The sequence below is a fragment of the Amycolatopsis sp. lyj-109 genome, from assembly GCF_046548995.1.
In the GTDB taxonomy this organism is placed as follows: domain Bacteria; phylum Actinomycetota; class Actinomycetes; order Mycobacteriales; family Pseudonocardiaceae; genus Amycolatopsis.
This window is the reverse complement of the sequence record NZ_JAJPWR010000012.1, coordinates 166,605-191,445: the sequence shown is the minus strand read 5'-3', so window position 1 is coordinate 191,445 and position 24,841 is coordinate 166,605. Positions and strand designations below refer to the sequence as shown.

24 protein-coding genes and 3 pseudogenes are annotated in these 24,841 nt (G+C 70.8%); 15 read left to right on the top strand and 12 right to left on the bottom strand.

Annotated elements, in window-relative coordinates:
• Positions 1 to 93: 93 nt before the first annotated feature.
• Entirely contained in the window at positions 94 to 945 is an 852-nt protein-coding gene (locus ACLJQF_RS26635) for a 3,4-dihydroxy-2-butanone-4-phosphate synthase (protein ID WP_410612529.1), read from the bottom strand.
• Positions 946 to 965: 20 nt separating this feature from the next.
• Between ACLJQF_RS26635 and ACLJQF_RS26630 the strand changes: the two are divergent.
• Together ACLJQF_RS26630 and ACLJQF_RS26625 are read left to right on the top strand one after the other, a co-directional pair.
• A pseudogene (locus ACLJQF_RS26630) lies at positions 966 to 1,106 on the top strand (methionine adenosyltransferase domain-containing protein); the annotation flags it as partial.
• A 2-nt stretch (positions 1,107 to 1,108) separates the two neighbouring features.
• Positions 1,109 to 2,101, top strand: coding sequence for a carbohydrate kinase family protein (locus tag ACLJQF_RS26625; protein ID WP_410612527.1), 993 nt, complete (start codon positions 1,109 to 1,111; stop codon positions 2,099 to 2,101).
• A gap of 63 nt (positions 2,102 to 2,164) precedes the next feature.
• On the opposite strand, the gene ACLJQF_RS26620 is transcribed toward ACLJQF_RS26625, so the two are convergent.
• Positions 2,165 to 2,359, bottom strand: a complete 195-nt coding sequence (locus ACLJQF_RS26620; protein WP_410612525.1) for a hypothetical protein — start codon at positions 2,357 to 2,359, stop codon at positions 2,165 to 2,167.
• A 274-nt stretch (positions 2,360 to 2,633) separates the two neighbouring features.
• Positions 2,634 to 5,312 carry a glycoside hydrolase family 9 protein gene (locus tag ACLJQF_RS26615; protein ID WP_410612523.1) on the bottom strand — a complete coding sequence of 893 codons (2,679 nt, stop codon included), beginning with the start codon at positions 5,310 to 5,312 and terminating at the stop codon, positions 2,634 to 2,636.
• Positions 5,313 to 5,452: 140 nt separating this feature from the next.
• On the opposite strand from ACLJQF_RS26615, the gene ACLJQF_RS26610 reads away from it, so the two are divergent.
• From ACLJQF_RS26610 to ACLJQF_RS26590, 5 genes are all read left to right on the top strand, one after another.
• Positions 5,453 to 5,968: a VOC family protein gene (locus tag ACLJQF_RS26610; protein ID WP_410612521.1), complete on the top strand. Its 516-nt coding sequence runs from the start codon at positions 5,453 to 5,455 to the stop codon at positions 5,966 to 5,968.
• Positions 5,969 to 6,107: 139 nt separating this feature from the next.
• Positions 6,108 to 9,134, top strand: coding sequence for a DEAD/DEAH box helicase (locus tag ACLJQF_RS26605; RefSeq protein ID WP_410612519.1), 3,027 nt, complete (start codon positions 6,108 to 6,110; stop codon positions 9,132 to 9,134).
• A complete protein-coding gene (locus ACLJQF_RS26600) occupies positions 9,127 to 9,852 on the top strand; it encodes a hypothetical protein (RefSeq protein ID WP_410612517.1) in 726 nt (241 codons plus the stop codon). Before ACLJQF_RS26605 ends, ACLJQF_RS26600 begins: the two co-directional genes overlap by 8 nt.
• A gap of 45 nt (positions 9,853 to 9,897) precedes the next feature.
• Complete coding sequence (locus ACLJQF_RS26595) at positions 9,898 to 11,169, top strand: cytochrome P450 (RefSeq protein WP_410612515.1); 1,272 nt, start codon at positions 9,898 to 9,900, stop codon at positions 11,167 to 11,169.
• The gene (locus ACLJQF_RS26590; RefSeq protein ID WP_410612513.1) at positions 11,166 to 11,801 is read left to right on the top strand and encodes a TetR/AcrR family transcriptional regulator; all 636 of its coding nucleotides are present in this window, start codon (positions 11,166 to 11,168) and stop codon (positions 11,799 to 11,801) included. Before ACLJQF_RS26595 ends, ACLJQF_RS26590 begins: the two co-directional genes overlap by 4 nt.
• A 2-nt stretch (positions 11,802 to 11,803) precedes the next feature.
• On the opposite strand, the pseudogene ACLJQF_RS26585 reads toward ACLJQF_RS26590, so the two are convergent.
• Positions 11,804 to 11,875: pseudogene (locus tag ACLJQF_RS26585) on the bottom strand (glyoxalase); the annotation flags it as partial.
• Positions 11,876 to 12,049: 174 nt separating this feature from the next.
• Between ACLJQF_RS26585 and ACLJQF_RS26580 the strand changes: the two are divergent.
• The 4 genes from ACLJQF_RS26580 (at position 12,050) to ACLJQF_RS26565 (ending at position 14,684) form a co-directional block, all read left to right on the top strand.
• Positions 12,050 to 12,793: an ATP-binding protein gene (locus tag ACLJQF_RS26580; RefSeq protein ID WP_410612511.1), complete on the top strand. Its 744-nt coding sequence runs from the start codon at positions 12,050 to 12,052 to the stop codon at positions 12,791 to 12,793.
• 68 nt (positions 12,794 to 12,861) lie between these two features.
• Positions 12,862 to 13,230 carry an STAS domain-containing protein gene (locus ACLJQF_RS26575; protein ID WP_410612509.1) on the top strand — a complete coding sequence of 123 codons (369 nt, stop codon included), beginning with the start codon at positions 12,862 to 12,864 and terminating at the stop codon, positions 13,228 to 13,230.
• Positions 13,231 to 13,265: 35 nt separating this feature from the next.
• Positions 13,266 to 13,655, top strand: a complete 390-nt coding sequence (locus tag ACLJQF_RS26570) for a MerR family transcriptional regulator (RefSeq protein ID WP_410612507.1) — start codon at positions 13,266 to 13,268, stop codon at positions 13,653 to 13,655.
• Between the two features lie 105 nt (positions 13,656 to 13,760).
• A complete protein-coding gene (locus ACLJQF_RS26565; RefSeq protein ID WP_410612505.1) occupies positions 13,761 to 14,684 on the top strand; it encodes a quinone oxidoreductase family protein in 924 nt (307 codons plus the stop codon).
• A gap of 28 nt (positions 14,685 to 14,712) precedes the next feature.
• On the opposite strand, the gene ACLJQF_RS26560 is transcribed toward ACLJQF_RS26565, so the two are convergent.
• Both ACLJQF_RS26560 and ACLJQF_RS26555 read right to left on the bottom strand, forming a co-directional pair.
• On the bottom strand, positions 14,713 to 16,389 hold the full coding sequence (locus ACLJQF_RS26560) for an MOSC domain-containing protein (RefSeq protein WP_410612503.1): 1,677 nt from the start codon (positions 16,387 to 16,389) through the stop codon (positions 14,713 to 14,715).
• A 41-nt stretch (positions 16,390 to 16,430) separates the two neighbouring features.
• Positions 16,431 to 17,036: a TMEM175 family protein gene (locus tag ACLJQF_RS26555; RefSeq protein ID WP_410612502.1), complete on the bottom strand. Its 606-nt coding sequence runs from the start codon at positions 17,034 to 17,036 to the stop codon at positions 16,431 to 16,433.
• A 422-nt stretch (positions 17,037 to 17,458) separates the two neighbouring features.
• Between ACLJQF_RS26555 and ACLJQF_RS26550 the strand changes: the two genes are divergently transcribed.
• Together ACLJQF_RS26550 and ACLJQF_RS26545 are read left to right on the top strand one after the other, a co-directional pair.
• Positions 17,459 to 18,151: a M15 family metallopeptidase gene (locus tag ACLJQF_RS26550; RefSeq protein WP_410612500.1), complete on the top strand. Its 693-nt coding sequence runs from the start codon at positions 17,459 to 17,461 to the stop codon at positions 18,149 to 18,151.
• A gap of 136 nt (positions 18,152 to 18,287) precedes the next feature.
• On the top strand, positions 18,288 to 18,656 hold the full coding sequence (locus ACLJQF_RS26545) for a hypothetical protein (protein ID WP_410612498.1): 369 nt from the start codon (positions 18,288 to 18,290) through the stop codon (positions 18,654 to 18,656).
• A 265-nt stretch (positions 18,657 to 18,921) separates the two neighbouring features.
• On the opposite strand, the gene ACLJQF_RS26540 is transcribed toward ACLJQF_RS26545, so the two are convergent.
• Complete coding sequence (locus tag ACLJQF_RS26540) at positions 18,922 to 19,062, bottom strand: hypothetical protein (RefSeq protein ID WP_410612497.1); 141 nt, start codon at positions 19,060 to 19,062, stop codon at positions 18,922 to 18,924.
• A gap of 279 nt (positions 19,063 to 19,341) precedes the next feature.
• A complete protein-coding gene (locus tag ACLJQF_RS26535; RefSeq protein ID WP_410612496.1) occupies positions 19,342 to 19,818 on the bottom strand; it encodes a hypothetical protein in 477 nt (158 codons plus the stop codon).
• A gap of 351 nt (positions 19,819 to 20,169) precedes the next feature.
• Between ACLJQF_RS26535 and ACLJQF_RS26530 the strand changes: the two genes are divergently transcribed.
• A complete protein-coding gene (locus ACLJQF_RS26530) occupies positions 20,170 to 20,961 on the top strand; it encodes a class I SAM-dependent methyltransferase (RefSeq protein ID WP_410612494.1) in 792 nt (263 codons plus the stop codon).
• A 145-nt stretch (positions 20,962 to 21,106) separates the two neighbouring features.
• Entirely contained in the window at positions 21,107 to 22,204 is a 1,098-nt protein-coding gene (locus ACLJQF_RS26525; protein ID WP_410612493.1) for a hypothetical protein, read from the top strand.
• Between the two features lie 64 nt (positions 22,205 to 22,268).
• Here ACLJQF_RS26525 and ACLJQF_RS26520 read toward each other — a convergent pair whose 3' ends face one another.
• The 4 genes and pseudogenes from ACLJQF_RS26520 to ACLJQF_RS26505 form a co-directional block, all read right to left on the bottom strand.
• Entirely contained in the window at positions 22,269 to 23,111 is an 843-nt protein-coding gene (locus ACLJQF_RS26520; protein ID WP_410612492.1) for an alpha/beta fold hydrolase, read from the bottom strand.
• Positions 23,112 to 23,133: 22 nt separating this feature from the next.
• A complete protein-coding gene (locus tag ACLJQF_RS26515; protein WP_410612491.1) occupies positions 23,134 to 23,229 on the bottom strand; it encodes a zinc-binding dehydrogenase in 96 nt (31 codons plus the stop codon).
• A 497-nt stretch (positions 23,230 to 23,726) separates the two neighbouring features.
• Positions 23,727 to 23,897 (bottom strand): annotated as a pseudogene (locus tag ACLJQF_RS26510) (NADP-dependent oxidoreductase); the annotation flags it as partial.
• Positions 23,898 to 24,716 carry an oxidoreductase gene (locus tag ACLJQF_RS26505; protein WP_410612490.1) on the bottom strand — a complete coding sequence of 273 codons (819 nt, stop codon included), beginning with the start codon at positions 24,714 to 24,716 and terminating at the stop codon, positions 23,898 to 23,900. It lies immediately after the preceding pseudogene.
• Between the last annotated feature and the right edge of the window lie 125 nt (positions 24,717 to 24,841).

Sequence of the window (24,841 nt, the reverse complement as noted above, 5' to 3'; positions counted from 1 at the left end):
AATCAGCGGATGCTAGGGCGCGGAGAGGCCGGTCAGGCGGGGGAGGGAACGGTTTTCCGCGAACGCCGGGAACGGTTTCCGGCGTCGGCGGAATCAGTGGGGGTTGCGCAGTACCGCGCGGTTCCCCGATCGTTCGCGCGCAAGGCCGCGAAGCCGGAACGCGGACCGGTGCGGTTCCTGATCGGCCGGCAACCGGACCGATCGCACGTCCAGGTCCTGCACGATGTTCGCCGCGACGGCGGACAGGAACTGTTCTTCGGCGAACCCGCTCTTCGGCTTCAGGTACACGACGATGCCGCACCCCTCGGCCGCGATGGTCGTCAAGGCGGTGTCGAGCCGGTGGCCGCACTCGCAGCGCAGCCAGCCGGGCAGGTCCCCGGCCGGGCACTCGCGGTGGACGTACACCGGGACGTCGTCGGCTCCGGCAGGGGCGCCGGCGACCAGGGCGAGGTGTTCCGCTCCGTCGAGCGCGCCGGCGTAACCGATCGCGCGCATCGTGTCCGGGCGCACGGGAAACCGGGTCGTGGCGTGCCGCGTGACGAGCGGGTCGAGGCTCAGCCGGTGGGTGATCAGGTCACCGGTCGACACCGCCGCGAGGCCGTGGTCCCGGGCGAACTCGGTGAGCTCCGCCGGGCCGGCGAGTTCGGTGGGCCGGCCGAGACCGACCAGGGCGGCGAAGAGCGCGGCCGGGCGCCGTCCGGCCGCGCGGGCCGGATCTGCCGCCGCCTCCGCCGCACCCGGGCGCCGGAGCACGCCGCCGGCGGCGTGGCGCACCGGGATCACGTGGCCGGGACGGGTGAAATCGCGTCCGGACGAGTCCGTGCCCGCGAGCAACGCCACGGTGCGGGCTCGGTCGTGCGCCGAAATCCCGGTGGTGATGCCGGCGGCCGCGTCCACCGTGACGCACGCTTCGAACCGGTCCGGCGAGTGCGCGGCGCCGGCCATCGGGGGCAGTCCCAGGCGATCGTCCCGCGGCGATCATCCGCGAGCTGGACCTGCTGCGGCCGCTGTATGCCCCCACCGCCGCCTACGGCCACTTCGGCCGCCCCGACCTCGACCTGCCCTGGGAACGCACCGAGCACCTGCGTCAGGCGACGGGACTGTGACCATGCGCATCGCCGTGACCGGCTCCATCGCCCCCGACCACCTGATGGTGTTCCCCGGCCGCTTCACCGACCAGCTCGTCCCGGAGCGGCTCGACCGGGTGTCCCTGTCGTTCCTGGTCGACGACCTGTACATCCACCGCGGTGGGGTTGCCGCGAACATCGCCTTCGGTCTCGCCCAGCTCGACCTGAGCCCGATCCTGGTGGGCGCGGTCGGCCCCGACTTCGGTGACTACCGCGCCTGGCTGGAGAGCCACGGCGTCGACACCGCCTCGGTGCACGTGTCGGCGACCCGGCACACCGCGCGGTTCCTCTGCACGACCGACGAGTCCCAGAACCAGATCGCCTCGTTCTACGCCGGGGCGATGAGCGAAGCCCGCGACATCGACCTCACTCGCGTCGCCGCCCATCACGGCGGCCTCGACCTGGTCCTGATCGCCCCCAACGATCCCGACGCCATGCTCCGGCACACCCGCGACTGCCTCACGCACGGCTACCGCTTCGCCGCCGACCCGTCCCAGCAGCTGGCCCGCCTGACCGGTCCCCAGATCCGGTCCCTCGTCGAGGGCGCCGAGTTGCTGTTCACCAACGAATACGAACACGACCTGCTGCTGTCGGCCACCGGCTGGACCCGCCGCGACGTGTTGTCCCGGGTCGGGCGCTGGATCACCACCCTGGGCGAGAACGGCGTCCGGATCGAGTCGGCGACGGAACCGCTGCTGGCGATCCCGGCCGTGCCGGCCGACGGCGTCGTCGACCCGACGGGCGTCGGCGACGCCTTCCGCGCCGGGTTCCTGGCCGGGCTGAGCCGCCGCACCGGCATCGAGCAGGCGGCCCGGATCGGCGCCACCCTGGCCTGTATCGCCCTGGAATCGGTCGGCGGGCAGGAATACCTGGTTGCCCCCGAAGAGTTCCTCGACCGCCTGCGTGCGACGTACGGCACCGCCGCGGCCGCCGAAATCGAGCACCGGGTGCTCACCGGACGAGTGAGCCCATGACCCTGAGCCGGCGTGCCGCAGGTGCACTGCAAGTGCCAGGCCCGGCCCGGAGCGGTGCCGACGTCAGCGGGTGTGGCGTCCGGACCGGTCGTGGGCCCGGGTGCTCGCCGGGGCCACCGGCTGGAGGAACAGGTTCCCGTACCGGTTCTCCTGGGGCGCGGTGACCGCCTCGGGACGGGGTTCCTCGGCGACGGGGTGGCTGAACAGCGAACTGTCCGATGTGGAGGTACTGATCAGGGTTCCTTTCGTGGACGCCACCGGAGGCGGCGCGGTTCAGGCGTGCGTGACCGGAATTCCCCGAGCCGGGCGACGCCGCCGCTTTCGAGCGGGAGCCGGCTACTCGAGAAGGTGGTGGATCCCACCGGGTTGACAACCGAGGATGGCGCAGATTCGACCACTCGCGCAGAAATACTCTCGGCCGACACCCAGCCTACACGACGGCTGCGCCGAGCGTGTCGAGACCCAGTTCGTGAAGGCCACCTTGAGGAACTTCAAGTTCCTCAAGGTGGCCTTCACGAACAACGAGCGTCGGTCAGGGCTCGGTGCCCCAGTCGAGGGTTCCGGACCGGTAGGCGGTGACGGTGGCGAGGTCGGTGAACGACGCCGCCGCGCGGTAGCTGTAGTCGTCGGCCTGGTCGAAGCCGGACCAGTCGGCTTTGGCGACCCGGATCTGCAGCTCGCCGGTGTTCGCGCCGGCGGCGAGGGTGCCACCGCTGAAGGCGACCTCGACGTAGGCGTCGGCTCCCGGGCGTGGCGTGCCGAGCTTCACGACCCGCAGGGTGACCGCGGCGCAGCCGAGAACCGCGTAGTCGCACCAGATCTGGTAGCCCGGGTTGGTGGCGTCGCCGGTGAACCAGTAGCGCGCGGTGACGCCGGTCAGCGCGACGGGCGTGCTGCCCCGGTTGACGATCTGGAGGCTGGTGCGGATCTGGTTGCCGGTGGCCCCGCTGCCCGAGCGTTGCTGCACGGCGAGTGCGCCGGTGCCGGTGTTGCCGCCGGTCGTGGTGGTGACCGACACCGGGCCGCCGGCCGCGGACTGGTTGCCGGCGGCGTCCCGGGCGCGTACCGAGAAGGTGTACGCGGTGCCAGGGCTGAGGCCGGTGACCTGGTAGCCGGTGCTCGTGGTGCTGCCGACCGTCGCGCCGGCCGCGTTCAGCACGTCGTACCCGGCGACGCCGACGTCGTCGGTGGCCGCGGTCCAGCTGAGGCCGACGCTGGTGCTGCCGGGGGTGGCGGTGAGGCCGGTCGGCGCGGACGGCGGCGTGGTGTCTCCTGTGGACTGTCCCGGTGCGCTGCCCCACAACACCGTGGCGCCTTGCGCCAGCACCAGCTGCGGGTTGTCGGCCGGCGCGGTCCCGCTGGGGGCGAGGCCGGTGTGCGACCAGTCGTTGCCGGGGTTCCAGGTGCCGGTGCTGGTGATCCGGAACTGCACCTCCTTGCGGTAGCGGGACTGACCGCCGGGGGCGACGCCGCCGGAGCACGGCACTTCGACGTAGTAGACCGGGCCGGAGAACTGGTGCAGGGTGGGCGCGTCGCACTGGTTGTACGCGGAGCTCACCGAGATCTGGCCGGGCGTGGTGGCGCCGTCGAGGGTGAAGTAGTAGCGCAGCGAGCCGGTGAACGTGCGCGCCGGCCAGGCCGACTTGTTGAGCACGTACGCCTTGACCTCGGTGAACGTGCCGCCGTCGGGCTGGTTGAGCGCACCCTGCGCCACCAGCTCCGGGCCGTCCGGAGTTTCCTTGGGCGGGAAGGAAGCCAGAGGTGCACCGCCGTACTCGCCGTAGAGGCGGGCCAACGCGCCGGTGAAGCCGGCGTTGTAGTCGAGGGCCACCTCGTTCATGGTGTAGTTGCTGCGGTCGTCGGTGTACGAGTCGTTGGCCGAGCTGGGGCCGCCGACGAGCGCGCCGTAGAGGGTGTGCCGGCTCAAAGCCGGTTCGGTGATGCTGTCGGCCCACGAGCCGTGCGCGGTGCGGTGGTGCGGATTGCGGGGCGGGCTGGTGCCGAACCCGACTTCGAAGCTCGCGCCGCGCGGGTTGTCACCGAGCGCGTAGTTGATCTGGCGCACGCCGAAGTCGTGGTAGGTGGTGGCCCGGGCGGGATCGGTGGTGCGCAACCAGTCCGAGTAGGTGAGCGCCACGAACGCGGTGTTCGCCGCGTACCGCAGCGACCCCCACTGGTCGAGCACGGCCTGCCCGCCGGGGGAGTAGGGCACGCGCTGGCCGTTGACGCCGGTGGTCCACCAGTCCAGCCAGCGGTTGGCGTCCGCGACGTACTCGGGGGCGCCGGTGAGCTGGGCGAGCAGGACGTAGGCGCCGTAGGACTTGTCGTCCCAGGCCAGCGTCCAGCGGTAGGAGCGGGTGGTGGTCTGCGGCTCGGTGCCCAGCTTGGCGTACTCGGCGCGCGCCTTGGTCAGGTAGCCGCTGTCGCCGGTGGCCTTGTAGAGCCAGATCGCGCCCCACACCAGCTCGTCCTGGTAGCCGCTCCAGGACTTGTAGAAGTTCTTGGCGTCGGTGATGCAGTCGGAGTAGACGCCCCGGTGGCCGTCGGCGAACGAGTACAGCTGCTTGGCGTGGGTGAGCAGGGTGGCCGCGTAGGCCGGGTCGCCGCTCTGGAACACCATCGAGCCGGCAGCCAGTTGTGCGGCGGCCTCGCCGGCGAGGTCCGAGCCGGGGCAGGAGTCGTCGATGCGGTAGGCGGGCCGCGCCATGGTCATCGTCTCGGCGGGACCCCACCACTTGTGGTCGTCGTCGCCCTTGCCGACCTGGCCGTAGAGCACGTCGGGCTGTGGGTGCGCCTTGATCAGCCAGTCGGCGCCCCAGCGCAGGTTCGAGAGCAGGTACGGCCACTGGCCGGAATCCTGGTAGGCGGCCCGGTTTTCCAGCGCGCCCCAGGCGAGCATGGTCATGCTGGACTCGAACGGCAACCCGAACTTGACGTGGTCGCCGGCGTCGTAGAAGCCACCGGTGAGATCCAGGCCGGCGTCCTTGCCGTCGCCGAGGGCGGACGGGCCCCGCCAGGAGACGCGGTTGCCGGCGGGCAGCGCACCGGAACGCTGGGCGTCGTAGAACCAGACGGCCTTCTGCAGCGCCTCGCCGTAGTTGAACTTCCCGGCGGGGGCGCCCGCGGCCCGCCCCGGGAGTGCCAGGGTCAGGCCGAGCACGAGCAGTGCCACGACCGCTTGGGACATCGCCTTCGTCGTCGAAGTGCGCACGCCGCCTCCTGGATCTGGGAGCGCTTCCAGAATGGAGGGTAAAGAGCCGGAACGGCGGTGTAAAGGACGCCATCCATCAGGACAGTTTCTGTCCTATATCGCCGTTAGCGTGAATCCATCAACTCGCGAAGGGACTCACGATGACTGCCACCCCCGCCGGCTACACCACGGTTGCCCCCTGGGTCGTCACCAAGGACACCGGAGCGCTGCTGGACTTCGTCACGGCAGCCTTCGGCGGCGTCGAGCTGGGCCGGGTGCCGCTGGCGGACGGCAGCATCGGCCACGCCGAGATCCGGATCGGCGACACGGTCGTGCTCGCGTTCGACCAGCACGACGACTGGCCCGACCTGCCGTCGCTGCTGCGCGTCTTCGTGCCCGACGCCGACATCGCGTTCGCCGCCGCCCTGGAGGCGGGCGCCCGCGAGGTGACCGCCTTGTCGGACAACGCGTTCGGCCAGCGCGGCGGTCGGATCCGCGACCCGTTCGGCAACATCTGGTGGATCACCGCCGCCGTCGAAACGGTGGCGCCGGACGAGGGCATGCGCCGGTTGGCCGAGCCCCGCTACCAGGAGCAGATGCGGTTCGCGCAGGAAACCCTCGACGCCGAGCTCAGCGGCCGGGCCCGGGGACGCGCGAGCGCGGTGAGCACGCCGTAGCGGCGGCATCGGCGGGATTTCGTGAAGGCCACCTTGAGGAAGTTTAAGTTCCTGAAGGTGGCCTTCACGGCTTTCGGCCGGCCGCGGCGTGCGACCATCTGCGGGAACCCGGATCGGACGAAGAAGGAGGCCCCGGACCTTGCCCGTGGTGCACGCTCTGTGGTCTCCGGGCCGAGGTCTGCTGCTCTGGGCGGAGCACGACCGGCGTCCGGCCGGTACGTCGAGCCGGTCGGCGCGGATCGCGCTTCCGCATCCGTTCGCGGTCTCCAGCGCGCAGCTGACCGCGCTGCACCCCGGAAAGCCCACGTCGGCGACGGTGCTGCTGCCGTCGCGGGCGAGCCGGCCACTCGCCTCCACCGAGGCGGCGGCGGGAAACAAGCGGAGTGTGCCGTCGCTGCGGCCGTGGTCGGTGCCCGCGCTGGTCGTGGACGCGACCGAGCTGGACGACCTCGACGACTCGGCCACCTACGGCGCTTCGGTCACCCACCTGCGGGCGGTGGGCCGCCTGGCCGCGGATCTGGTGCGGCGCGGGCGGGTGCTGCCGACCCTGGTCCGCCGGGGTGACGTGGCCGAGGCCCGGTGGCGCCCGGTGCTGCAGGGGGTGGATTTCGTCGCGTTCGACACGCTGGTCGCGGCCATGCCGCCGGTCGGGCGGGCCGAGCAGATCGCGCCGCTCATCGGGGCCTCGTCGCGCGCGCTCGTCACCGATGCCCTCCACGTCCTGGTCGACACGGCGGTCCGGGACCGGCTGGCGCGGGCGGATCCGCCCGTCGACCTGCGCGGGGGCGAGGGCTCGGCCGGGGTGTGGCTGTCCGCGTTGCAGGGCGGCGTTGCCCGCGTCGAGCTGCCGCTGGGTGAGCTCGGCGTGCTGGCCGAGGCCGTCGCGAAGTGGGACGAGGTCGCCGACACCGACGTCGTCGACGGCCGGGCGTGTTTCCGGCTGGCCGAAGTCGGCACCCTGCGCCGGCCGACCGAAGACGACGCCGACGATCCCGACGACCAGACCGGCGACGGCACCAAGTGGCAGCTGCAGTTCCTCCTGCGGGCGACGGCCGATCCGAGCTTGCTGCTGTCGGCGGGGCAGATCTGGTCGGGCGAGGCGAACGGGCTGGTCCGGGACCCGAAGGGGCTGTTCGTCGCCGAGCTGGGCCGGGCGGCGCTGGTGGAGCCGATGCTGGCGCCTGCGCTGCGCCGGACTCGGCCCTCCGAGTACGACCTGACCGTCGAGGAAGCCGAACAGTTCCTCACCGCGGGCGCGACCCGGCTGATCGAGGCCGGGTTCGAGGTGCAGCTGCCGGCCACCTGGGACGGCAGGCGCCGGCTCGCGCTGCGGCTGTCGGTCCGCAGCACGCCGTCCGAGCAGGTCGTGGCCCGCAGCCGGGTGGGCCGCGACGAACTGGCGACGTTCCGCTGGTCGATCGCGGTCGGCGACGACGAAATCGGCGAAGAAGAACTGGCCAAGCTCGTCGCGGCGAAGACACCGTTGGTGCGGTTGCGGGGGAGGTGGATCAGCGTCGACGCCGACCGGCTCCGCGCCGGTCTCGAGTTCCTGCGCCGCGACCCGCACCGGCACACCCCGGCCCCCACCGCGGCCGAGCTGCTGGAGCTGGTCCATCTCGGGCCGGAAGCGCCGCTCCCGGTCACCGACGTCAGGGCCGACGGCTGGGTCGGGGACGTCCTGGCCGAGCGGGTCCCGCGGACGCTGCCGCCGGTCGAGCTGCCGCCGTCGTTCCGGGCCACCCTGCGCCCCTACCAGCAGCAGGGGGTCGCCTGGCTGGCGTTCATGGCGGCGCTGGGGCTCGGTGCCTGCCTGGCCGACGACATGGGCCTCGGCAAAACCGTCCAGACGCTGGCGCTCGAAGCCGTCGAGCGAGCAGAGCGCGAGCGAGCGCCGACGTTGGTGCTGTGCCCGATGTCGCTGGTCGGCATGTGGCAGCGGGAGGCGGCGAACTTCGCCCCCGGCCTGCGGGTGCACGCCCACCACGGCAGCGCCCGCGCGCACGGGGACGCGCTCGCCGGGCAGGTCGCCGCGGCCGACCTCGTCATCACCACCTACGCCACCGCCGCCCGGGACGCCGGCGAACTCGCGTCGTTCACCTGGCGGCGCCTGGTGCTCGACGAAGCGCACGCCATCAAGAACGCCGACACGGCGACGGCCAAGGCGGCGCGGCGGTTCACCGCCGACCACCGGCTCGCGCTGACCGGTACCCCGGTGGAAAACCGGCTGGCGGACCTGTGGTCGGTGCTGGACCTGCTCAACCCCGGGCTGCTCGGCAGCAGGTTCGAGTTCCGGCAACGGTTCGCGGCCCCGATCGAGCGCAACGGTGACACCGCCACGGCCGCCGCGCTGCGCCGGCTCACGCAGCCGTACCTGCTGCGCCGGGTGAAGACGGACCCCGCGATCGTTCCGGAGCTCCCGGAAAAGCTCGAGATCCGGCAGGAATACCGGCTCACCCGCGAACAGGGCACGCTGTACCGCGCGATCGTCGACGAGATGATGAAGAAGATCGAGAACAGCCAGGGCATCAAGCGCCGCGGCAACGTCCTCGCCGCGATCACGAAGCTCAAGCAGGTCTGCAACCACCCCGCACACCTGCTGCACGACGGCTCGCCGATCGGGCAGCGTTCCGGCAAGGTCATCCGCCTCGAAGAGATCCTGGCGGAAATCCTGGCGTCGGGCGATCGGGCGCTGTGTTTCACGCAGTACGCCGAATTCGGCCGGATGCTCGTGCCCCACCTGTCGGACCGGCTTGGCACCGAGGTCGCGTTTTTGCACGGGAGCCTGGCAAAAGGGGCGCGAGACGCGATCGTGGAACGCTTCCAGGCCGACGACGGGCCGCGGATCCTCCTGCTTTCGCTCAAGGCAGGTGGCTCCGGGCTGACGCTGACCGCCGCCGGCCAGGTCCTGCACCTGGACCGCTGGTGGAACCCGGCGGTGGAGAACCAGGCCACCGACCGGGCGTTCCGGATCGGGCAGCGGCGTAACGTCCAGGTCCGGAAGTTCGTCTGCCCGGGCACCATCGAGGACCGCATCGACAGCGTGATCACCAGGAAACGCGCGCTGGCGGGAATGGTCGTCGGCGAGGACGAAAGCCGGCTCACCGAACTGTCCGCGGACGCGCTGCGCGGGGTACTGACCCTGGGGGAGGACGCGGTCGATGACTGAGCCGCTCCCGTGGTGGCCGACCCGGTTCATCCGGGCGTCGACGGCGATCGGCGTCCTCCTGCCCGCCCCCGGCCAGGGGCGCGTGGTGTCCTTGGCGGTCGGCGCCGGGCGCGTCGACGCCGAGGTGCAGGACGGCCGCCCGCACCAGGTGCGGATCGGGCTGACCGCGTTCGGGAAAACGGACTGGGCGGCGATCACCCACGCCCTCGCCGCCAAGGCGTCGCTCACCGTCCAGTTGCTCGGTGGCGAGCTGCCCCGCGACGTCGAACAGATCTTCAAGGCGGTCCGGCTGCCCTTGTTCCCGTCGTCGGCGCGGGAGGTGTCGTTGGACTGCACCTGCCCGGCCGCCGAGGTGCCGTGCGGCCACCTGAACGCCGTGTTCACCGAGCTCGTGGCCCGGGTCGCCGACGATCCGTTCACCGTCCTCGCGCTGCGCGGCCGGGACCGCGAGGCGCTGCTGGAGGAACTGAAGAACCGGCTCATTTCCGCCGAGCCGCTCGATCCCGACGACCGGTCTCCGGCCCTGACCGGCGTCATGGACTCGTACTTCGACTGCGGTCCGGCCCCCGGCCTGGGCGGCGCGGCGCCGTTGCACGGGCCGCGAACGGCGTTCGACGCGTTACTGGACCAGGTTCCGCCGTTCGCGATCACGGCGGACGGCGACGACGTCGCCGAGTTGCTGCGGCCGGTGTACCGGGCCCTTGCCGGCCAAGATTAAGACAGGTGTCTTGATTAAGGCAGATGCCTTATCTAGGCTGCGGACATGCCCGACGACAGCGCGCAGGACAGTGTCGGCACCGAGACGACGTCGGTGCCGGCGGGATTGCCCCCGTACCCGTTCTCCAACCCCAGCGCGCTGGAGCCGCCACCGGAGTGGGCGCGGCTGCGGTCGCGGTGCCCGGTCGCGCGCATCGAACTGGCCAGTGGCGACGAGGCCTTGCTGCTGACCCGGTACGAGGACGTCCGGGCGATGCTGTCGGATCCCCGGTTCAGCCGCCAGCTCGACGCCGAGGACGCCTCCCGGGTCTCCGACAGCGAAGACGGCGGAGTGTTCAGCAGGCCCTCTGCGGCGGCGGACGAGGCGGCAGACACGGGCGAGCCGGCCGCGTCGATGCTCGGCGGTCCCGGGCACCGACGGTGGAGGCGGCTGGTCGGGAAAGCGTTCACCGTCAAGCGGGTGCAGGCGTTGCGGCCGGGGATGGTGGAGCTGGCCGAGCAGCTGATCACCGATCTGGTCGGGTCCGGCGCGCCCGCCGACATCGGCCCCGCGCTGGGGTTCCCGCTGCCGGTGTTCGTGATCTGCGACCTGCTCGGCGTGCCCCGCGCCGACCGCGGCCGGTTCGCGCGCTGGTCGGACACGATGCTCAACATGACCCGGTTCACCCAGGACGAGATCGACCGGTCGGGCCGCGAGTTCTCCGAGTACATGACGGAACTGGTCGCCGCCAAACGGGCCGAGCCCGGTGACGACCTGCTGAGCGACCTCGCCGCCGACATGAGCGCGACCGAGCTGGTCATGACCGGGCAGGGCCTGCTCATCGCCGGCCACGAGACCACCGCCAATATGATCGGCAAGATGGTCGCCATGCTGCTGGCGGACCGCGGGCACCGGTGGGAGCGGCTGCTGGCCGACCCGTCCCTGGTGCCCTCCGCCGTCGAGGAGGCACTGCGGTTCGACGCCAATCCCGGATTCGGGATGCCGCGCTACATCTCGGAAGAGACCGTGGCCGGGGGCGTCACCCTGCCACGCGGCACGACCGTGGTGTGCAGCATGGCGTCGGGCAACCGCGACACCGACGCGTTCGAGGGCGCCGACGACATGGACGTCGCCCGCCGGCCCAACCCGCATCTGGCCTTCGGCGTCGGCCCGCATTCGTGCGTCGGCCAGCAACTCGCGCGGGTGGAGCTGCAGACCGTCCTCGAAGTGCTCCTGCGCCGCCTGCCCACCCTGGCACTGGTCGAGGACCCCACGGACCTGCGGGCCCGGCAAGGGCTGATCGTCGGCGGCATCGACCGGGTGCTGGTGCGGTGGTGACCGCACCAGGCGGGAGGTCGGCGGCCACCCGGGCCCGGCTGCTGGCGACGGCGGAACGGCTGATCGCCGAGGACGGCGTCGCCCAGGTGTCGAGCCGCCGGGTCGCCCAGGAAGCCGGGCAGGCCAACAACTCCGCGGTCGCCTACCACGTCGGCACGATGGAGGAGGTGATCCTCGCCGTGCTGCGCGAGCACGGCGAGGCGATGGACCGCATCCGGGCCACGATGGTGGACGCCGCCGAAGGCTCGACGCGGCTGCGCGACCACGTGGCCGCACTCGTGCTGCCCACGACCCGGCACCTCGCGGAACTCGGCGTCCCCAGCCACTACGCCCGCTTCGCCGCCCACGTCGTCAGCGACCCGGTCCTGCGCGCGCCGGCGCTGTCGGTCACCACCTCGACGCCGGTGATGCAGCGGGCGATGCGGGCGGTGGCCGCCCACGCCGGCGATCCCGCCGACCCCGCGATCCTCACGCGTTCGACGATGGCCCGGCACGCCATCGTCCACACCTGTGCCGAGCGGGAAGCCGAGCTGGCCGAGGCCGGGGACCGGTCCGGTATCCCCGGCTGGGCCGAGACCGGCGACATCCTGGTCGACGGGATCACGGCCCTGCTGACCACCCCGCCGCGGTGAGTTCAGGCGGCGAAGACCTGCGAGTCGTCGGCGAAGGCCTTGAACTCCAGGGCGTTGCCCGCCGGGTCCAGCACGGACGCCGCCGGCCGGCGGCGAAGCCGTGCTCACCCCGCCCGCGCTGAAACCTCCGGCCTTGGCCGGAAGTGGTCCGTCGACTACCGTCGTTTTCGTGGGGCGATGGCGCCGGCCGGCGTGGACAGCTGCCCCTGCGTCTCCGTCGGGCGGGCCTGCGGGGAGACGGAGGCGAAGTGGAGATCGGGGTCGCGCTCGAGGTGAGCAAGCGGCCGGAGAGCGCATTGGTGACGGTTTCCGGTGCACTCGACCTCGCCGGCTACGGATTCCTCCGCGACGGGTTGCTCAAGGTCGCGGCGGACGGCCCGCCGCGGCTCATCGCCGATCTCGAGGGCCTGGCGATCGGTGAGTTGTCGCCGTCGACGGTGTTCCCGTTCGTGGCGAAGCGGCTCGCGGAGTGGCCGGGCATCCCGTTCGCCGTGGTCACCCGGCAGCCGCGGCACCTCAGCGCCTTTCACCGCCACGGAATCGACCGGTTCGTCGCCGTTCGCCCGAGCGTCGTCGAGGCGGAGACCGCTCAGGCCACCCCGGTTCGGCGCACCGCGCGCCGGGTCCTTCCCCGCAACGACGACGCGACCACGCTGGCGCGGGCCTTCGTGCGGGACCACGCGGTGCAGTGGCAGGTTCCGGGATTCATCGACGGTGGCACGCTGGTGGTCGGCGAGCTGGTGCGCAACGTCCTCGAACACACCGCGTCCGAGCCCGATGTCCGGCTCGACCTGCGCCGGCAGCTGCTGACCGTGGCCGTGGCCGACAACAACGACCGGCCGGCGGTGCTGCTCGAGCCGGCCGACGTCCGGGATCCGGGGCTGGGGCTGCGGATCGTGGCCGACGCCGCGCGGGCGTGGGGGAGCAGCCGCCGGTGGTCCGGCGGGAAGATCGTGTGGGCGGTGGTGAAGCCTGAGCGCACGGAGTCCTGACCGCGCGGTACCGGCCGGCACCGCGACCCCACCGCGGAATCGCCTTCCGCCGGGCGTGGGGATCTCGCGTGGCTGACGACGGCGGAGGCGTGCTGGTCGAGGTCGTGTCGACGTCGACCGGCGACGCGCTGATCCTGCGGCTGGCCGGCGTCGTCGATCCGTTCGGCCGGGACCGGATCGACTACCTGATGCTGGCCGCCACCGAGGCACTTCGGCCGCTGTCCTTGGCGGTGCTGGACCTGTCGGCGCTCGAACTGCTGGGAGCTGCCGGAGCGCGGGCGCTCGCCCGCTGGATGATCGCCTGCGCCGAACGTGGCATCACGGTTCGCCTGGTCGTCGCGCCCAGGAGCACAGCGCGCCGGGTGGTCGTCGTCGCCGGGCTCGACCGGCGGGCGACCGTCTTCGACGACCTCGAGCCGGCTCTGCACCGCGGCTGAGCAAGCCGATCTGCGTGCGGCGTAGGCTTTCGGGTATGCGGATCGGCGAGCTGTCCAGGCGCACGGGCGTGAGTTCGCGTTCCCTGCGGTACTACGAAGAGCAGGGCTTGCTGACCAGCTCACGCTCCGACGCCGGGCAGCGGCACTACTCCGACACCGAGGTCGAGCGCGTGTCGCTCATCCGGCAGCTGTTCGACGCCGGACTGTCGAGCCGGGTGATCGCGTCGGTGCTGCCGTGCGTGGAAACCCCCGGTGACTCCGACGTCGTCGACGAGGCGTTCGCGACGATGACCCGCGAGCGCGACCGGATCGGCACCGAGATCGCGCGCTTGATCGAGACCCGGGACGCGCTCGACGTGGTGATCGAGGCCAACCAGCGGCACCGGGCGGCGCTGGCCGCGGAGCCGGTGGCCCGGTCGGCCTGACGTTGTGACCCGCGCCTCAGCCGGTTGCCCCTGACACCGGTGTGAACGGCGAGGATGGCCGCAGCGCCCGGAACCGCCGGGCGGTCATCCGGAAGGCGGCGGAAAATGGGGCAGGCATGGGGTTTCAGCAGGTTCGGCGGGCCGGAGGTGCAGGAGTTCTTCGAGCGTTCCGATCCCGCACCCGGATCCGGTGAGGTGCTGATCCGGGTCGACGTCGCCGGTGTCAACCCGCTCGATCACCTCTTGCGCGCGGGCCTGGTCCCCGGGCTCGACGGCGGGCGCCCGTTCCCGCGCGTGCTGGGCATGGAAGCGGCCGGGACCGTGCTCGCACTGGGGGAGGACGTCGACGGGCTCGCGGTGGGGGACGCGGTCTTCGGCTTCGCGCTCACCGGCGGAGGCACCTACGCCGAGACGACGGTGCTGTCCGCGGCGAACACCGCGCGCGTCCCCGACGGCTTGTCCGCCACCGTGGCGGCGACGCTGCCGGTGGCGGGGACCACCGCAGTGGACGCGCTGGATCAGCTCGGTCTCCCGGCCGGTGCCACGGTCCTGGTCAACGGGGTGGGCGGCGGGGTCGGCCTCGCGGTCGCGCGGCTGGCCGCGGCTCGCGGGCTGCGGGTGATCGGTACCGGCAGTGCCGCCAAGCGCGAGCAGGCCGAAGCGATCGGGGTGCGGTTCGTCGACTACACCGCGGAGGACGTCGTCGCCGTGGCCCGCGAGCTGCTCCCGGATGGCGCCGACGGGATCGTCGACCTGGTCGGCGGGCCTTCGCTGCGGGCGGTCGCGTCGCTGGCTCGCGAGCCGCGCACCGTCATCGCCGTCGGCGACCAGTCGGTGTCCGAGCTGGGTGGCCGGTTCGTCGAGCGCCGCATCGACCGCGAGAACCTGGCGCGTTCCGCCCGGCTGGCGCTCGACGGAGTCCTTGCGCCGGTGATCACCGCGGTCCACCCGCTGTCCGACGCCCCGGCCGCGCTGGCCACCGTCGAGAACGGGCATGCCGCGGGCAAGGTGGTCATCAAGGTGACTTGAGTTCGCGGCACCGGCGATCACCGAAGCCTCAGAGGTCCAGGACGACCTCCTCTTGCGGCCGGGCGCAGCAGACGAGGGCCTCGCCCGCCGCCGGGGGCTCGAGCGGATCCGGGTCGTACGTCACCCGGCCCGAGAGCACCGGCGTCGCGCACGTGTGGCAGACCCCGGTCCGGCACGACCAGCGCGTCGGCACGTCACACGCCTCGGCGAACTCCAGGAGGCTCGGGCATCCCTCGCTCCACGGCACCGTCAGCCCGCTGCGCGCGAACGTCACGGCCGGCCCGGTACCGACGGCGCCGGCCGGGGGGTGCGGGGTCCTGCGGACGGCGTCGGTCAGCCCGGGGTTGATCGCGGACACCCCGCCGAAGAGTTCACTGTGGACGCGCGCCGCGTCGAAGCCCAGCGAGACGAACGCTTCCCGCATCGCCTTCATGAAGGCGTCCGGGCCGCACAGGTAGACCACCGCGTCGGTCGGCAACTCCAATGTGGACAGCGTGGCCGATGTCGGCCGTCCGGTGTCCGCGGTGTGGTACACGTGCTCGCGGCCGTGGGGGAGGCTCGTCACCAGTGCGTGGGCCTCGGCCGCGAACGCCTGCTCGGTGGCCGTCCGGGTGGTGTGTATCCACCGGACGTCCCGCGCGGTCCCGCGGGCGGCGAGTGCGTGCAGCATCGCCAGGACCGGGGTGACGCCGATGCCCGCGGAGACCAGCACCACCGGGCGGTCGTCGTCGGCCAGGACGAAGTCGCCGCGGGGCGCCGCGACGTCCACAGTGGCGCCAGGCGCCAGCTGCGTGGTGAGGTAGCTGCTGACGACGCCGTCGCGCTTGACGCTGATGCGGTATTCCCGCTCGGACGGTGCCGCGGACAGCGAGTAGCTGCGGACCGGCGCCGGATCGCCCGCCCCGGGGAGCCGCAGGGTCAGGTACTGGCCGGGCTCGGGCCGGGGGAGCGGCGCGCCGTCGCCGCCGGCGAGGTGGATCGAGGTCACGGTCGCGCTCTCGGGCACGACGCGGGTGACGCGCAGGGGCCGGAAGCCGCTCCAGCCGTGGGGTGCCGGCGGCTCACCGGCGGCCAGCAGGTCCCGGAACGACCCCTGCCAGCCGGGGCTGAGCGCCGGGATGTCGGCAGCCTTGCGCAGCGCGTCCCGGTCGCGATCCGGCAGGTAGAGGAGCGCGTCGACGGCCGCGACGCTCATCCCGTGGCGGCCGGTCGACGTGCGCACGATCTCGTCGCCGGCCTGGACGTGGCCCTCGGTGATGACGCGCAGGTAGAACCCCGGCCGGTGGTGCGCCACGAGCAGCGACGGCATCCTCGGCTCGCCCAGGCGCATCCCGACGCGGAAACAGGTGACCCGCGGCTGGGTGACCTCGAACTCGGCCTCGCCGATCCGGAACCGGTCGCCGATGTGCACCTCGTCGTCGGGCAGGCCGTCGACGGTGAAGTTCTCGCCGAACCGGCCGTCCTCGAGGTCGTCGCGGCCGAGGAAACGCCGCCAGTGCTCGTAGGACTGGCGCTGGTACACCAGCACCGCCCGGTTCTCGCCGCCGTGGCCGCCGAGGTCACCCTGGCCGTCGCCGTCGACGTTGAGCCGGCGCACCATCCGCCTGCCGTCGACGGGGTACTTGAAGATGCCGGTGTGGACGGTCCGGTCCCGCCAGGCCACGTTCTTCGGCAGGCCGACGTTGAGTGACACCAACCGCGCCATGCTCGTCTCCTTCGCTCCGCCGACGTGCGCGTACCCGACGGTCAAAGCCGTCGGCGCAGGACCCGGCGGCTGATGATCGACGGGAAGAACAGCAACAGCAGTGCGTAGTAGCCGAGGCCGGGCTTGATGAGCGCCACGACCACCGCGAGTACGAAGACGCCCGTGCTCAGCACGAAGTTGCCCAGCGTCTCGTCGGAAACCGGCTCGGCGTCCCCGCGGATCTGCGGGTCGCGGCGGACGAGGAAGACCAGGACCGTGTGGCACAGGCTGCCGGCCAGGAGGGTGCCCAGGTAGAACACCACGGTGAAGCGGTCCGGCGGGTAGGCGCCGATGAGCTGGGTGGGGAACGGCAGCAGGGCGATGGTCAGCAGCCAGCAGAAGTTGGCGGCGACGAGCGGGCCGCTGTAGGCGCGGACGTGCTCGAAGGTGCGGTGGTGGGTGAACCAGGACCGGCCGATGACGGCGAAGCTGAGCACGAAGCTGAAGATCTTCGCCCAGTTGTGGGTGATCGCCTCGCTCGCGGGCGCGTGTTCGGCGACCAGTTCCGGCACCAGCTCCGTCAGGGGGAGGACCAGCAACGTCAGCGCGATCGCGACGACGGCGTCGGTGAAGAACATCAGCCGCTCGGATGATCTCTCGGACTTCACACCGACATCCAACCACCAGGCCGGCCCGGCACCGGCTGTGGCCACGATCCGGCGAATCCGGCGTGCACCGCACAATCCGGTCTTTTCGGATGCTGCACCGTCAACTGTCGGTACGGCCCCGTATCGCCGCGGCGCAGGAGGCCGATTCCGCGCGTTGCGGCACGACTCGCAGAGGTTCCCGGTTTTCGCGACCCTTCGGGCAGGGAGAAAACGTTTTCGGGCCGGTTGACGCCGTTCGGCCACGGCTGGCACGGTCGGCCTGGCAAGAGTGTCTCGCTCGGCTGGGGTGGCAGAGGCGACGATCGGCACTCTCGGTGACTGGGGGCGGCCCCGATGCCGCGGCGGAAAAGCGGGCTTTGTCGTGCTGCCGGTCGGCGGAAACGGGCCGGTATGGGGAAATCGAAAGAAAGTGAACCTTCGTAGTGAATTTGAGAACCAGAGTTCTTGCCGTCATCACATTCACGCTGTCCGCGGTCGTGGCCGTGGCCGCGCCGGCTCCGGCGGCCACCGGCACGCAGACCGTGGAGCTCGCCGCGCCGGCCGGCAGTGGCCTGGTGCCCTACACGGCCGTCATCAAGCCGGTGACCGCCGAGCGGCTCGGCAACAGCTGGCGCGCGGGCTGCCCGGTCGGTCCTGACCAGCTGCGGCTGATCAACCTGAGCTTCCTCGGCTTCGACGGTGCCGTGCACCGGGGGGAGCTGGTCGTCAACGCCGACCGGGCGTTCGAGGTCGCGCGCACCTTCGGTGACCTGTACTTCGGGCGGTTCCCGATCGAGCGGATGGAGACCGTCGAGAAGTACGACTCCGACGACGACGCTTCGATGGCGGCGAACAACACCTCGGCGTTCAACTGCCGGGCGATCACCGGGGGGACCGCGTGGTCGAACCACTCCTACGGGCGTGCCATCGACATCAACACCGTGCAGAACCCGTACATCTCCGGTAGCGGCGCGGTCTACCCGCCCAACGGGGCGCCCTACGTCGACCGGACGCAGCACCTGCCGGGCATGATCCACACCGGCGACGTCACCGAGCGGGCGTTCACCTCCCGTGGCTGGACCTGGGGTGGCTCCTGGGACACCCCGATCGACTACCAGCACTTCGAGAAGCCCTGACCCCGAACGGGAAAGTCTGCAAATCAAATACAGCTCGCACAGTTTCCTGTGCGAGTGTGAGAATGGGAGTCGGGTAATGCGCAACAAGATAGCGGCCTTGGTCGCGACCACTGCTTTCGTTGCCGGTGGGTCACTCATGACCGCGACGTCGGCGTCGGCGACCGTGGACCCTCCCGGCGGCAGCTGGGACCACACGTGGACCACCACGGACGCCAACAAGGGCGGCACCGTCTACGTCGAAGAGAACGGCGACGTCGTGTCCGTCTGCGACACGGCGGCCGACGGACTCTCTGCCCGGGCCAGTATCTCCGTCCAGGACGGTTCGGGCGCCTACCCCGAACGTTACCTGCTCGTCGCCTCCGGTGGATTGGGATCTTGCGCCACAGCCAGGGCTTCTGACGGCGGCACGCACGACCTTCCGGAGCACTGGAACATCGGCGTCGCGGTCTACCTGGGTCCGAACGGCCAGCACTCGAGCCAGCACTTCTACCTCAACGATCACTGAGTTTCCTCATCCTGGTTCGGACGGCCCGGTCGGTGGATCCCGGCCGGGCCGTCCGGCTGGGCTGTTCGGGGGATCCTGCGGTCGTCGGGGCGATACCCGTAACCACCGAAGTCCGCCGTGCGACTCGGGCACGAGCCGTGCGGACAGGACGAGGGGTAGTGGATGGTGCGCACCACGTGGTGGCGGGTAGGGCTGGTGTGCTGCTTGTCGCGGCGTTGGCGTCGTGGCTGGTGGGCTACGGCCTGCCGGACTGGCTGCTGGCGAGTCAGCACCCGGTGCGCAACGTGCTCGAAGCGTTGAGCTGGCCGGCGAGCGTCCTGGCCTTCCTGTGGATCGCCGTGCCCTCGGTCGTCAAGTGGACGCGCCCGGCAGGCGGCGAGCCGGCGGAGCCCGCGGTCACGTCCATGACGTCGCACCGCGGCTCCGGTACGACCGTTCTGGCGGGCCGGGACATCCGGGGCCTCCGGCTTCCGCATGGTCCTGGTGCGCCCGGATCCGCAAAGCCTTACCCAGCAGGTGTTCTCGGAGGTCAACGGCACGCGCGCCAAGGTTTCGGACGAGGTACTGGCGGTGGCCGTCCCCGGCTGACCCGGTTTCGGTCCGGTGGGTGGCGCCCGCCGGAATCGTGACGGGTGATTCCGCTGTCCGGGCCGATTGCGCACGACCGGCCCGGACAGCGGTGGAGTCAGCGGGTGGGAATCCCGGTGTTGCCCGAGGCGAGCCGGGCGCCGGTGTGACTGCTGTGCTGGTCGGCCGACGCGACGAAGGTGTACCTGGTCGCGTCCCCGTTGAGGTTCGGCGTCCAGCACCGGCGCTGGCCCGGCAGCACCTTCCCGTTGCCGCCGGAGCTGTCGCAGGTCACGGTGCCGACCGGCGTACCGTGGTCGTAGCGCACGAGGTAGGCCTGCCCGTACTGGCTTGCCGTCATGGCCTGGCCGAAGAGCACGAACGCGAAATACAGGCTGCCCTGGCGGCACAGCTGGACCTCGCCGACGATGGCGTTGTTGGTGGCGATCACGGCGGCTCGCGGCGTCACGAGAGTCTGGTATCCGGCGCTGTTCTGGCAGTCCGGACTCGAGCGGACGTCCGCCGAAGCCGGCAGCGTGAGCCCCAGTACGGCCGCGCTCGCGATCGCGAACACCGCCATGGCTTTCTTGAACATGTGTTCCTCCCCGTTTCGAGGTGGCCGGCGGTCCGGCGGCGACGCTGCCGGCGCGATCCACATCGCCGACACGCGTGACCGGTGCGGTGGGTTTAGGGAACGCGGACTCGATTCACCCGGCGAAGCGCGGTCGAATCCGTTCCGCGCTACCGCGCCGGCATGGCGGCCGGCGTACTGACGACCTTCCAGCAGCTCGGTTACGCGATCGCCGAGCGTTCCCGCAACCGGAGTACTCAGTCCGTTCCTGAGAGAACGCTGAGTGGGCACCGAGGTTTTCATGGTCGTTTGCTGCGACACGCATTCGCCGATGCCTTACACTCCGCAGCCTCCGACGAGAGGAATCCTGCTGCGATGCGTGCGTCCTGGCGGCACCGACTGCTGCAACCGATCCGGGTGCGGCTCAGAGACACTGTGTCCGAAGCCGTCACACCCCTGCTGGCACAGCAGGAACAGCAGCTCGCCGAACTGCGGGCCGAGAACCGGCGGCTCTACGACCGGCTCATCGAGTTCGAGATCCGGACGCGGCGCGACGTCGTCTATGCGGCCGACCGGCAAGCCGCCCTCGAATCGGCCGAGTTCGTTCGTGCGCACATGCCCGACGCCCCGCGGTTCGACGATCCGCACCGGACCCTCGAACACGCTCTCTCACTGGCCCCGACCGGTGGCCTGGCGCTCGAGTTCGGCGTCTACACCGGGTCGACGTTGAAGATCATCGCCGCCGCGCGAACCTCCGGCGGTGTCTTCGGCTTCGACTCCTTCCAGGGGCTGCCCGAAGACTGGCGCATCGATTTCCCGGCGGGCACCTTCGGCGTGGAGGGCCGGCCCGAGGTCGCCGGCGCCGAACTGGTCGTGGGCTGGTTCGCCGACACCCTGCCCGGCTTCCTGGCCGATCACCCGGAGCCGGTGGACTTCCTCCACGTCGACGCGGATCTCTACAGTTCCACGAAGACCGTGCTGGACCTGGTCGGCCCGCGCCTGCGGCCGGGCTCGGTGCTCGTGTTCGACGAGTTCTTCAACTTCCCGGGCTGGCAGGAGCACGAGTACCGGGCGTGGCGGGAGCACCTCGAACGCACCGGGTTGTCCGTGAGCTACGAGGGATACTCCTACGCCGACGAACAGGTCGTGGTCCGGATCACCGAGTAGAGCCCACGGGCGCTTCCGCGATCGGTAACGTTTCTTGATCATGGGGATATATCCGGTATGGCTGGGGAGCACCGGGTTGTCGTCTGGGTGGGGTTCCCCGTGCTCGACCGCACCGGCGAGCAGAACTAAACTGACAACCGCACACATGAAAACTGTGGGAAACGCAAAAATGCGCGGCCTGGTGACGTCCTCCGTCGCCGTTCTCGCCGCACTGACCGTGCTGACCGGCGTCCTCGCCCCGGTGGCGAGCGCCGCTTCGGCCGGGTCCCCGGCAGTGGTGGTGCAGACGCCGGACGAGGTGCGCATCAACGCCGCCGGCGTCGTCGGGCTCACCATCACTCCGGAATTGCTGCGGATCAGCGAAAGCACCTTCGTCTACGAGATCTACCGGGCCGCGACGCGGCAGGGTGAAATCGCGCAGGAGGTGCAGTTCGAGGCGCTTGACGCCTACAGCTACGGGCGGACGTCGTATTTCCTCACGACCGGGATTTACGCGGCACATCAGCGGGATCTGGACCGTGAGGCGCTCTACCAGGTGCGGCGTACGGAGCGGCAACCCGCGGCCACACTGCTCGGCTTCGAGCTGACCTCGATCCTGCTGGCCAAGGACGACAAGAACTTCGTCTTCGCCTTGTGGGAGCGGGCCGCCAGGGGTTCGTTCGTGAAGTCCGCCGCGGGTGCCGTTTACAGCGGAACGCCGGCGGAGCAGAAGGAGTTCATCCTTCGCGGCATCTTCGTCGAGCATCAGCGTGACCTGGACGCGGCGAAGGAAGCGGCCGAGAAGGAAGCCGCCGAGAAGAAGCTTCGTGACGCACGGGTGAAGGCTGGTGCCGTCGTCGGCATGGACCCGGCACTGGCCGCGCAGTTGACGGACAAGGACTTCGTGGAGGCCATCTGGTTCCATGACCTGGCACCGCGGGATTCCGAGGTGTACTACCAGGCGTACGTCAGCCGGACGCCGGAGCAGTGGCGCGCGTTCATCGACACCGGCATCTTCGAGGCCGCGGCCAAGGACAAGGTGGACAACATCAAGGTCCGTGCCGCCGCCGTCGTCGGGATCGACCCCGGGTACGCCAGGTACCTCCAGGAAGGCCCCCTGGTCCGCGAGATCTGGACCAGGGCGAAGTCCGGCACGCACGTCCAGGCCGCCGCATATCGTGCCCTGCAGAGTGCGTCGCCCGCCCAGTGGCGAACCTTCCTCGAAACCGACATCCTCACCGCCGAGGCCGCAGACAAGCCCTGAGGCTCCCGCTAAGGGAGGCCCGTTCGCAGAAAGCGCGAGCGGGCCTCCTTTTCGTCGCCGAGCGTCACGACTCCAGGAAGGTCAAGGCTTCGGCGACGAATTCGTCGTGATGTTGGAAGATGCCGCCGTGTCCGGCATCGGGGTAGAGCGTGAGCCGGGCGTGGGGCATGCGCCGGGCCAGGTCTGCGGAGTTCCTGCTGGGCACCATCCGGTCCTGGTCACCGTTGGCGACCAGGACCGGCTGCTGGATGCCGCCGAGGTCGGCCGGTTTCCGGATTCCCCAGTCGTGGATGGCTTTCAGCTGGTTGCGGAACGCGGTGACGGAGATCGGCTCGTCCCGGTTGTCCGTGCGTTCCTTCAGCCGGTTCACGAACTGCCGGGCCGCGGCTTTGCCGTCGGCGGTGCGGGTGAAGAAGAGGTACTCCTTCGGGTCTTTGCGGGTCAGCGTTGCTTTGAAGGTGTCGAGCAGGGTGACCGCGGTGACCCGGTCGATGCCTTCGCCGCCGGCCGGACCGGTGCCCGCGAGGATCAGCTTGCGGACCAGCCGCGGTTCCTCTTCGGCGATCACCTGGGCGACGAAGCCGCCGAGTGAGAATCCGAGAAGATCGACCCGGTCGTGGCCCAGCGCCCGGATGAAGGCGACGGCGTCGCGAGCCATCGCCGTCACCGAGCGCGGCGTGGTGCCTTGCGAGGCGCCGACTCCCCGGTTGTCGAAGGTGATCACGTGGTGTCGCGCGGCGATGCCGTCGACGACCCGGGGGTCCCAGTTGTCCAGGACCGCGGCCAGGTGGTTGAGGAAGACCACCGGGGTGCCGGTGTCCGGCCCCAGTTCCCGGTAGGCGAACGCCGTTCCGGCGACGTCGGCGGTTTTGGTCGGGGCGTCTTGGTGAGTGGTGCGCACGGTCATGGTCGGGCTCCTGGCTGACGGGTCATTTCACCTTGATGACGACTTTGCCCTTGGCGCGTCCCTTGTGGACATACGCGATGGCTTCGTTGGTTGCTTCGAACGGGAAGACGCGGTCCATGACCGGCCGGATGATGACTCAGGATCCGCGTCGCCGGCCGCAGGATCCACGGCTTGCCGAGCTCCCTGGCGAAGGCGGGGTCCGACGGGCCGGAGATCGAGATGAGCTTTCCGCCGGGTTTGAGCACTCGCAGGGACTTCATGAGCGTCGCCTCGTCGAGGCTGTGCACCACGACGTCGACCAGGTCGTGGTTGGCCGCGCCGGCCGTCGTGGCCACGGTCGCGCCGAGGTGCTTCGCCAGCTGGATCGCGAAGGTCCCCACACCACCGGAACCGGCCTGGATGAAGACCTTCTGGCCCTTCCGGAGACCCGCGATTTCGATCAACGCCTGCCAGGAGGGCAGGCCGACCAGCGGGATGGCGGCCGCTTCGACCATGGTGAGGCTCTTCGGCTTCGCGGCGAGATCGTCTTCGTGGATGGCGATGAACTCGGCGAAGGTGCCCGGTCCGGACGACGACGCCGGCCACGTCGTTGCCCAGGATCAGCGGCAGGCGGTAGGGCAGGATCAGCTTGAACTCGCCATCCCGGATCTTGGCGTCCAGCGCGTTGACGCCCGCGGCGTGCACCTGGACCAGCACGTCGTCTTCGCGCACCTCGGGCTCGGGTACGTCGGTGGCCCGCAGGTCGTTGCCGGTCTTTCCGTAGCGATCGACGGTGAACGCCCGCATTCAGCGCCCCATCCGGTTGAGTTTGCGGACGCTCTTGTCGAAGGCCCGCGCGGGGGCGATGCGGCGCAGCGCGCTGACGCGCCCGGCCGTCGAACCGGCGGTGTAGCGCAGCTTCGGTTTCGGATCGGTGGCCGCCGCGGCGATCACCCTGGCGACGACGGCCGGGTCGGCGCCGCCGCGCATCGACTCCCGCATGACGTCATCGAAGACGCGCCGCCGGTGCGCGTAGACCGCCAGCGGGGTGTCGGCCTGCACCTGGTTGGCGTCGAACGGCGTGTTGACCGGGCCGGGCTGGACCCGCAGCACCCGCACGCCGTATTCGCGGACCTCGTGGTCCAGCGACTCGGAGTACCCCTCGACCGCGTGCTTGGTCGCGACGTAGGTGGCCATGAAGGGGTTGGGCACGAAGCCGGCGACGGACGAGACGTTGATGATGCGCCCGCTGCCGCGGGTGCGCATGTGCGGCAGGACGGCCTTCGTCATGCGGACGAGGCCGAAGACGTTGACGTCGAACACGTTCCGGGTCTGGGCGATCGAGAACTCCTCGGCGGCGCCGTTGGCGCCGATCCCGGCGTTGTTGACCAGCACGTCGAGTCGTCCGAAGCGGTCGAGCACCTGCTCGACGACGCCGGCGACCGACTCGTCGCTCGTCACGTCGAGGTCCAGGAACGTCACGCCGTCACCGGGGGTGCCGCGCGAGGTGTCGCGGCTCGTCCCGATCACCGTGAAGCCGGCGTCCGCGAGGGTGCGCGTGGTGGCCTTGCCGATGCCGGATGACGCGCCCGTCACCAGCGCCACCTGCGGAGATGTTGTCGTCATGGTTCCCGTCCTTTGAATTACGATCGTACTACCACAGGCACGGCGAGACCCGGAGTGCAAGGGTTGGGGCGGATTTGAATTATGACCGTACTAACATGGGTGACAGGCTGAGCGGAGGAGCGCGT

Coding starts and splice junctions, on each gene's coding strand:
- ACLJQF_RS26635 (WP_410612529.1), bottom strand. CDS start 945: ATGGCCGGCGCCGCGCACTCGCCGGACCGGTTCGAAGCGTGCGTCACG.
- ACLJQF_RS26625 (WP_410612527.1), top strand. CDS start 1,109: ATGCGCATCGCCGTGACCGGCTCCATCGCCCCCGACCACCTGATGGTG.
- ACLJQF_RS26610 (WP_410612521.1), top strand. CDS start 5,453: ATGACTGCCACCCCCGCCGGCTACACCACGGTTGCCCCCTGGGTCGTC.
- ACLJQF_RS26600 (WP_410612517.1), top strand. CDS start 9,127: ATGACTGAGCCGCTCCCGTGGTGGCCGACCCGGTTCATCCGGGCGTCG.
- ACLJQF_RS26595 (WP_410612515.1), top strand. CDS start 9,898: ATGCCCGACGACAGCGCGCAGGACAGTGTCGGCACCGAGACGACGTCG.
- ACLJQF_RS26570 (WP_410612507.1), top strand. CDS start 13,266: ATGCGGATCGGCGAGCTGTCCAGGCGCACGGGCGTGAGTTCGCGTTCC.
- ACLJQF_RS26565 (WP_410612505.1), top strand. CDS start 13,761: ATGGGGCAGGCATGGGGTTTCAGCAGGTTCGGCGGGCCGGAGGTGCAG.
- ACLJQF_RS26560 (WP_410612503.1), bottom strand. CDS start 16,389: ATGGCGCGGTTGGTGTCACTCAACGTCGGCCTGCCGAAGAACGTGGCC.
- ACLJQF_RS26545 (WP_410612498.1), top strand. CDS start 18,288: ATGACCGCGACGTCGGCGTCGGCGACCGTGGACCCTCCCGGCGGCAGC.
- ACLJQF_RS26540 (WP_410612497.1), bottom strand. CDS start 19,062: ATGGACGTGACCGCGGGCTCCGCCGGCTCGCCGCCTGCCGGGCGCGTC.
- ACLJQF_RS26535 (WP_410612496.1), bottom strand. CDS start 19,818: ATGTTCAAGAAAGCCATGGCGGTGTTCGCGATCGCGAGCGCGGCCGTA.
- ACLJQF_RS26530 (WP_410612494.1), top strand. CDS start 20,170: ATGCGTGCGTCCTGGCGGCACCGACTGCTGCAACCGATCCGGGTGCGG.
- ACLJQF_RS26525 (WP_410612493.1), top strand. CDS start 21,107: ATGAAAACTGTGGGAAACGCAAAAATGCGCGGCCTGGTGACGTCCTCC.
- ACLJQF_RS26520 (WP_410612492.1), bottom strand. CDS start 23,111: ATGACCGTGCGCACCACTCACCAAGACGCCCCGACCAAAACCGCCGAC.
- ACLJQF_RS26515 (WP_410612491.1), bottom strand. CDS start 23,229: ATGGACCGCGTCTTCCCGTTCGAAGCAACCAACGAAGCCATCGCGTAT.
- ACLJQF_RS26505 (WP_410612490.1), bottom strand. CDS start 24,716: ATGACGACAACATCTCCGCAGGTGGCGCTGGTGACGGGCGCGTCATCC.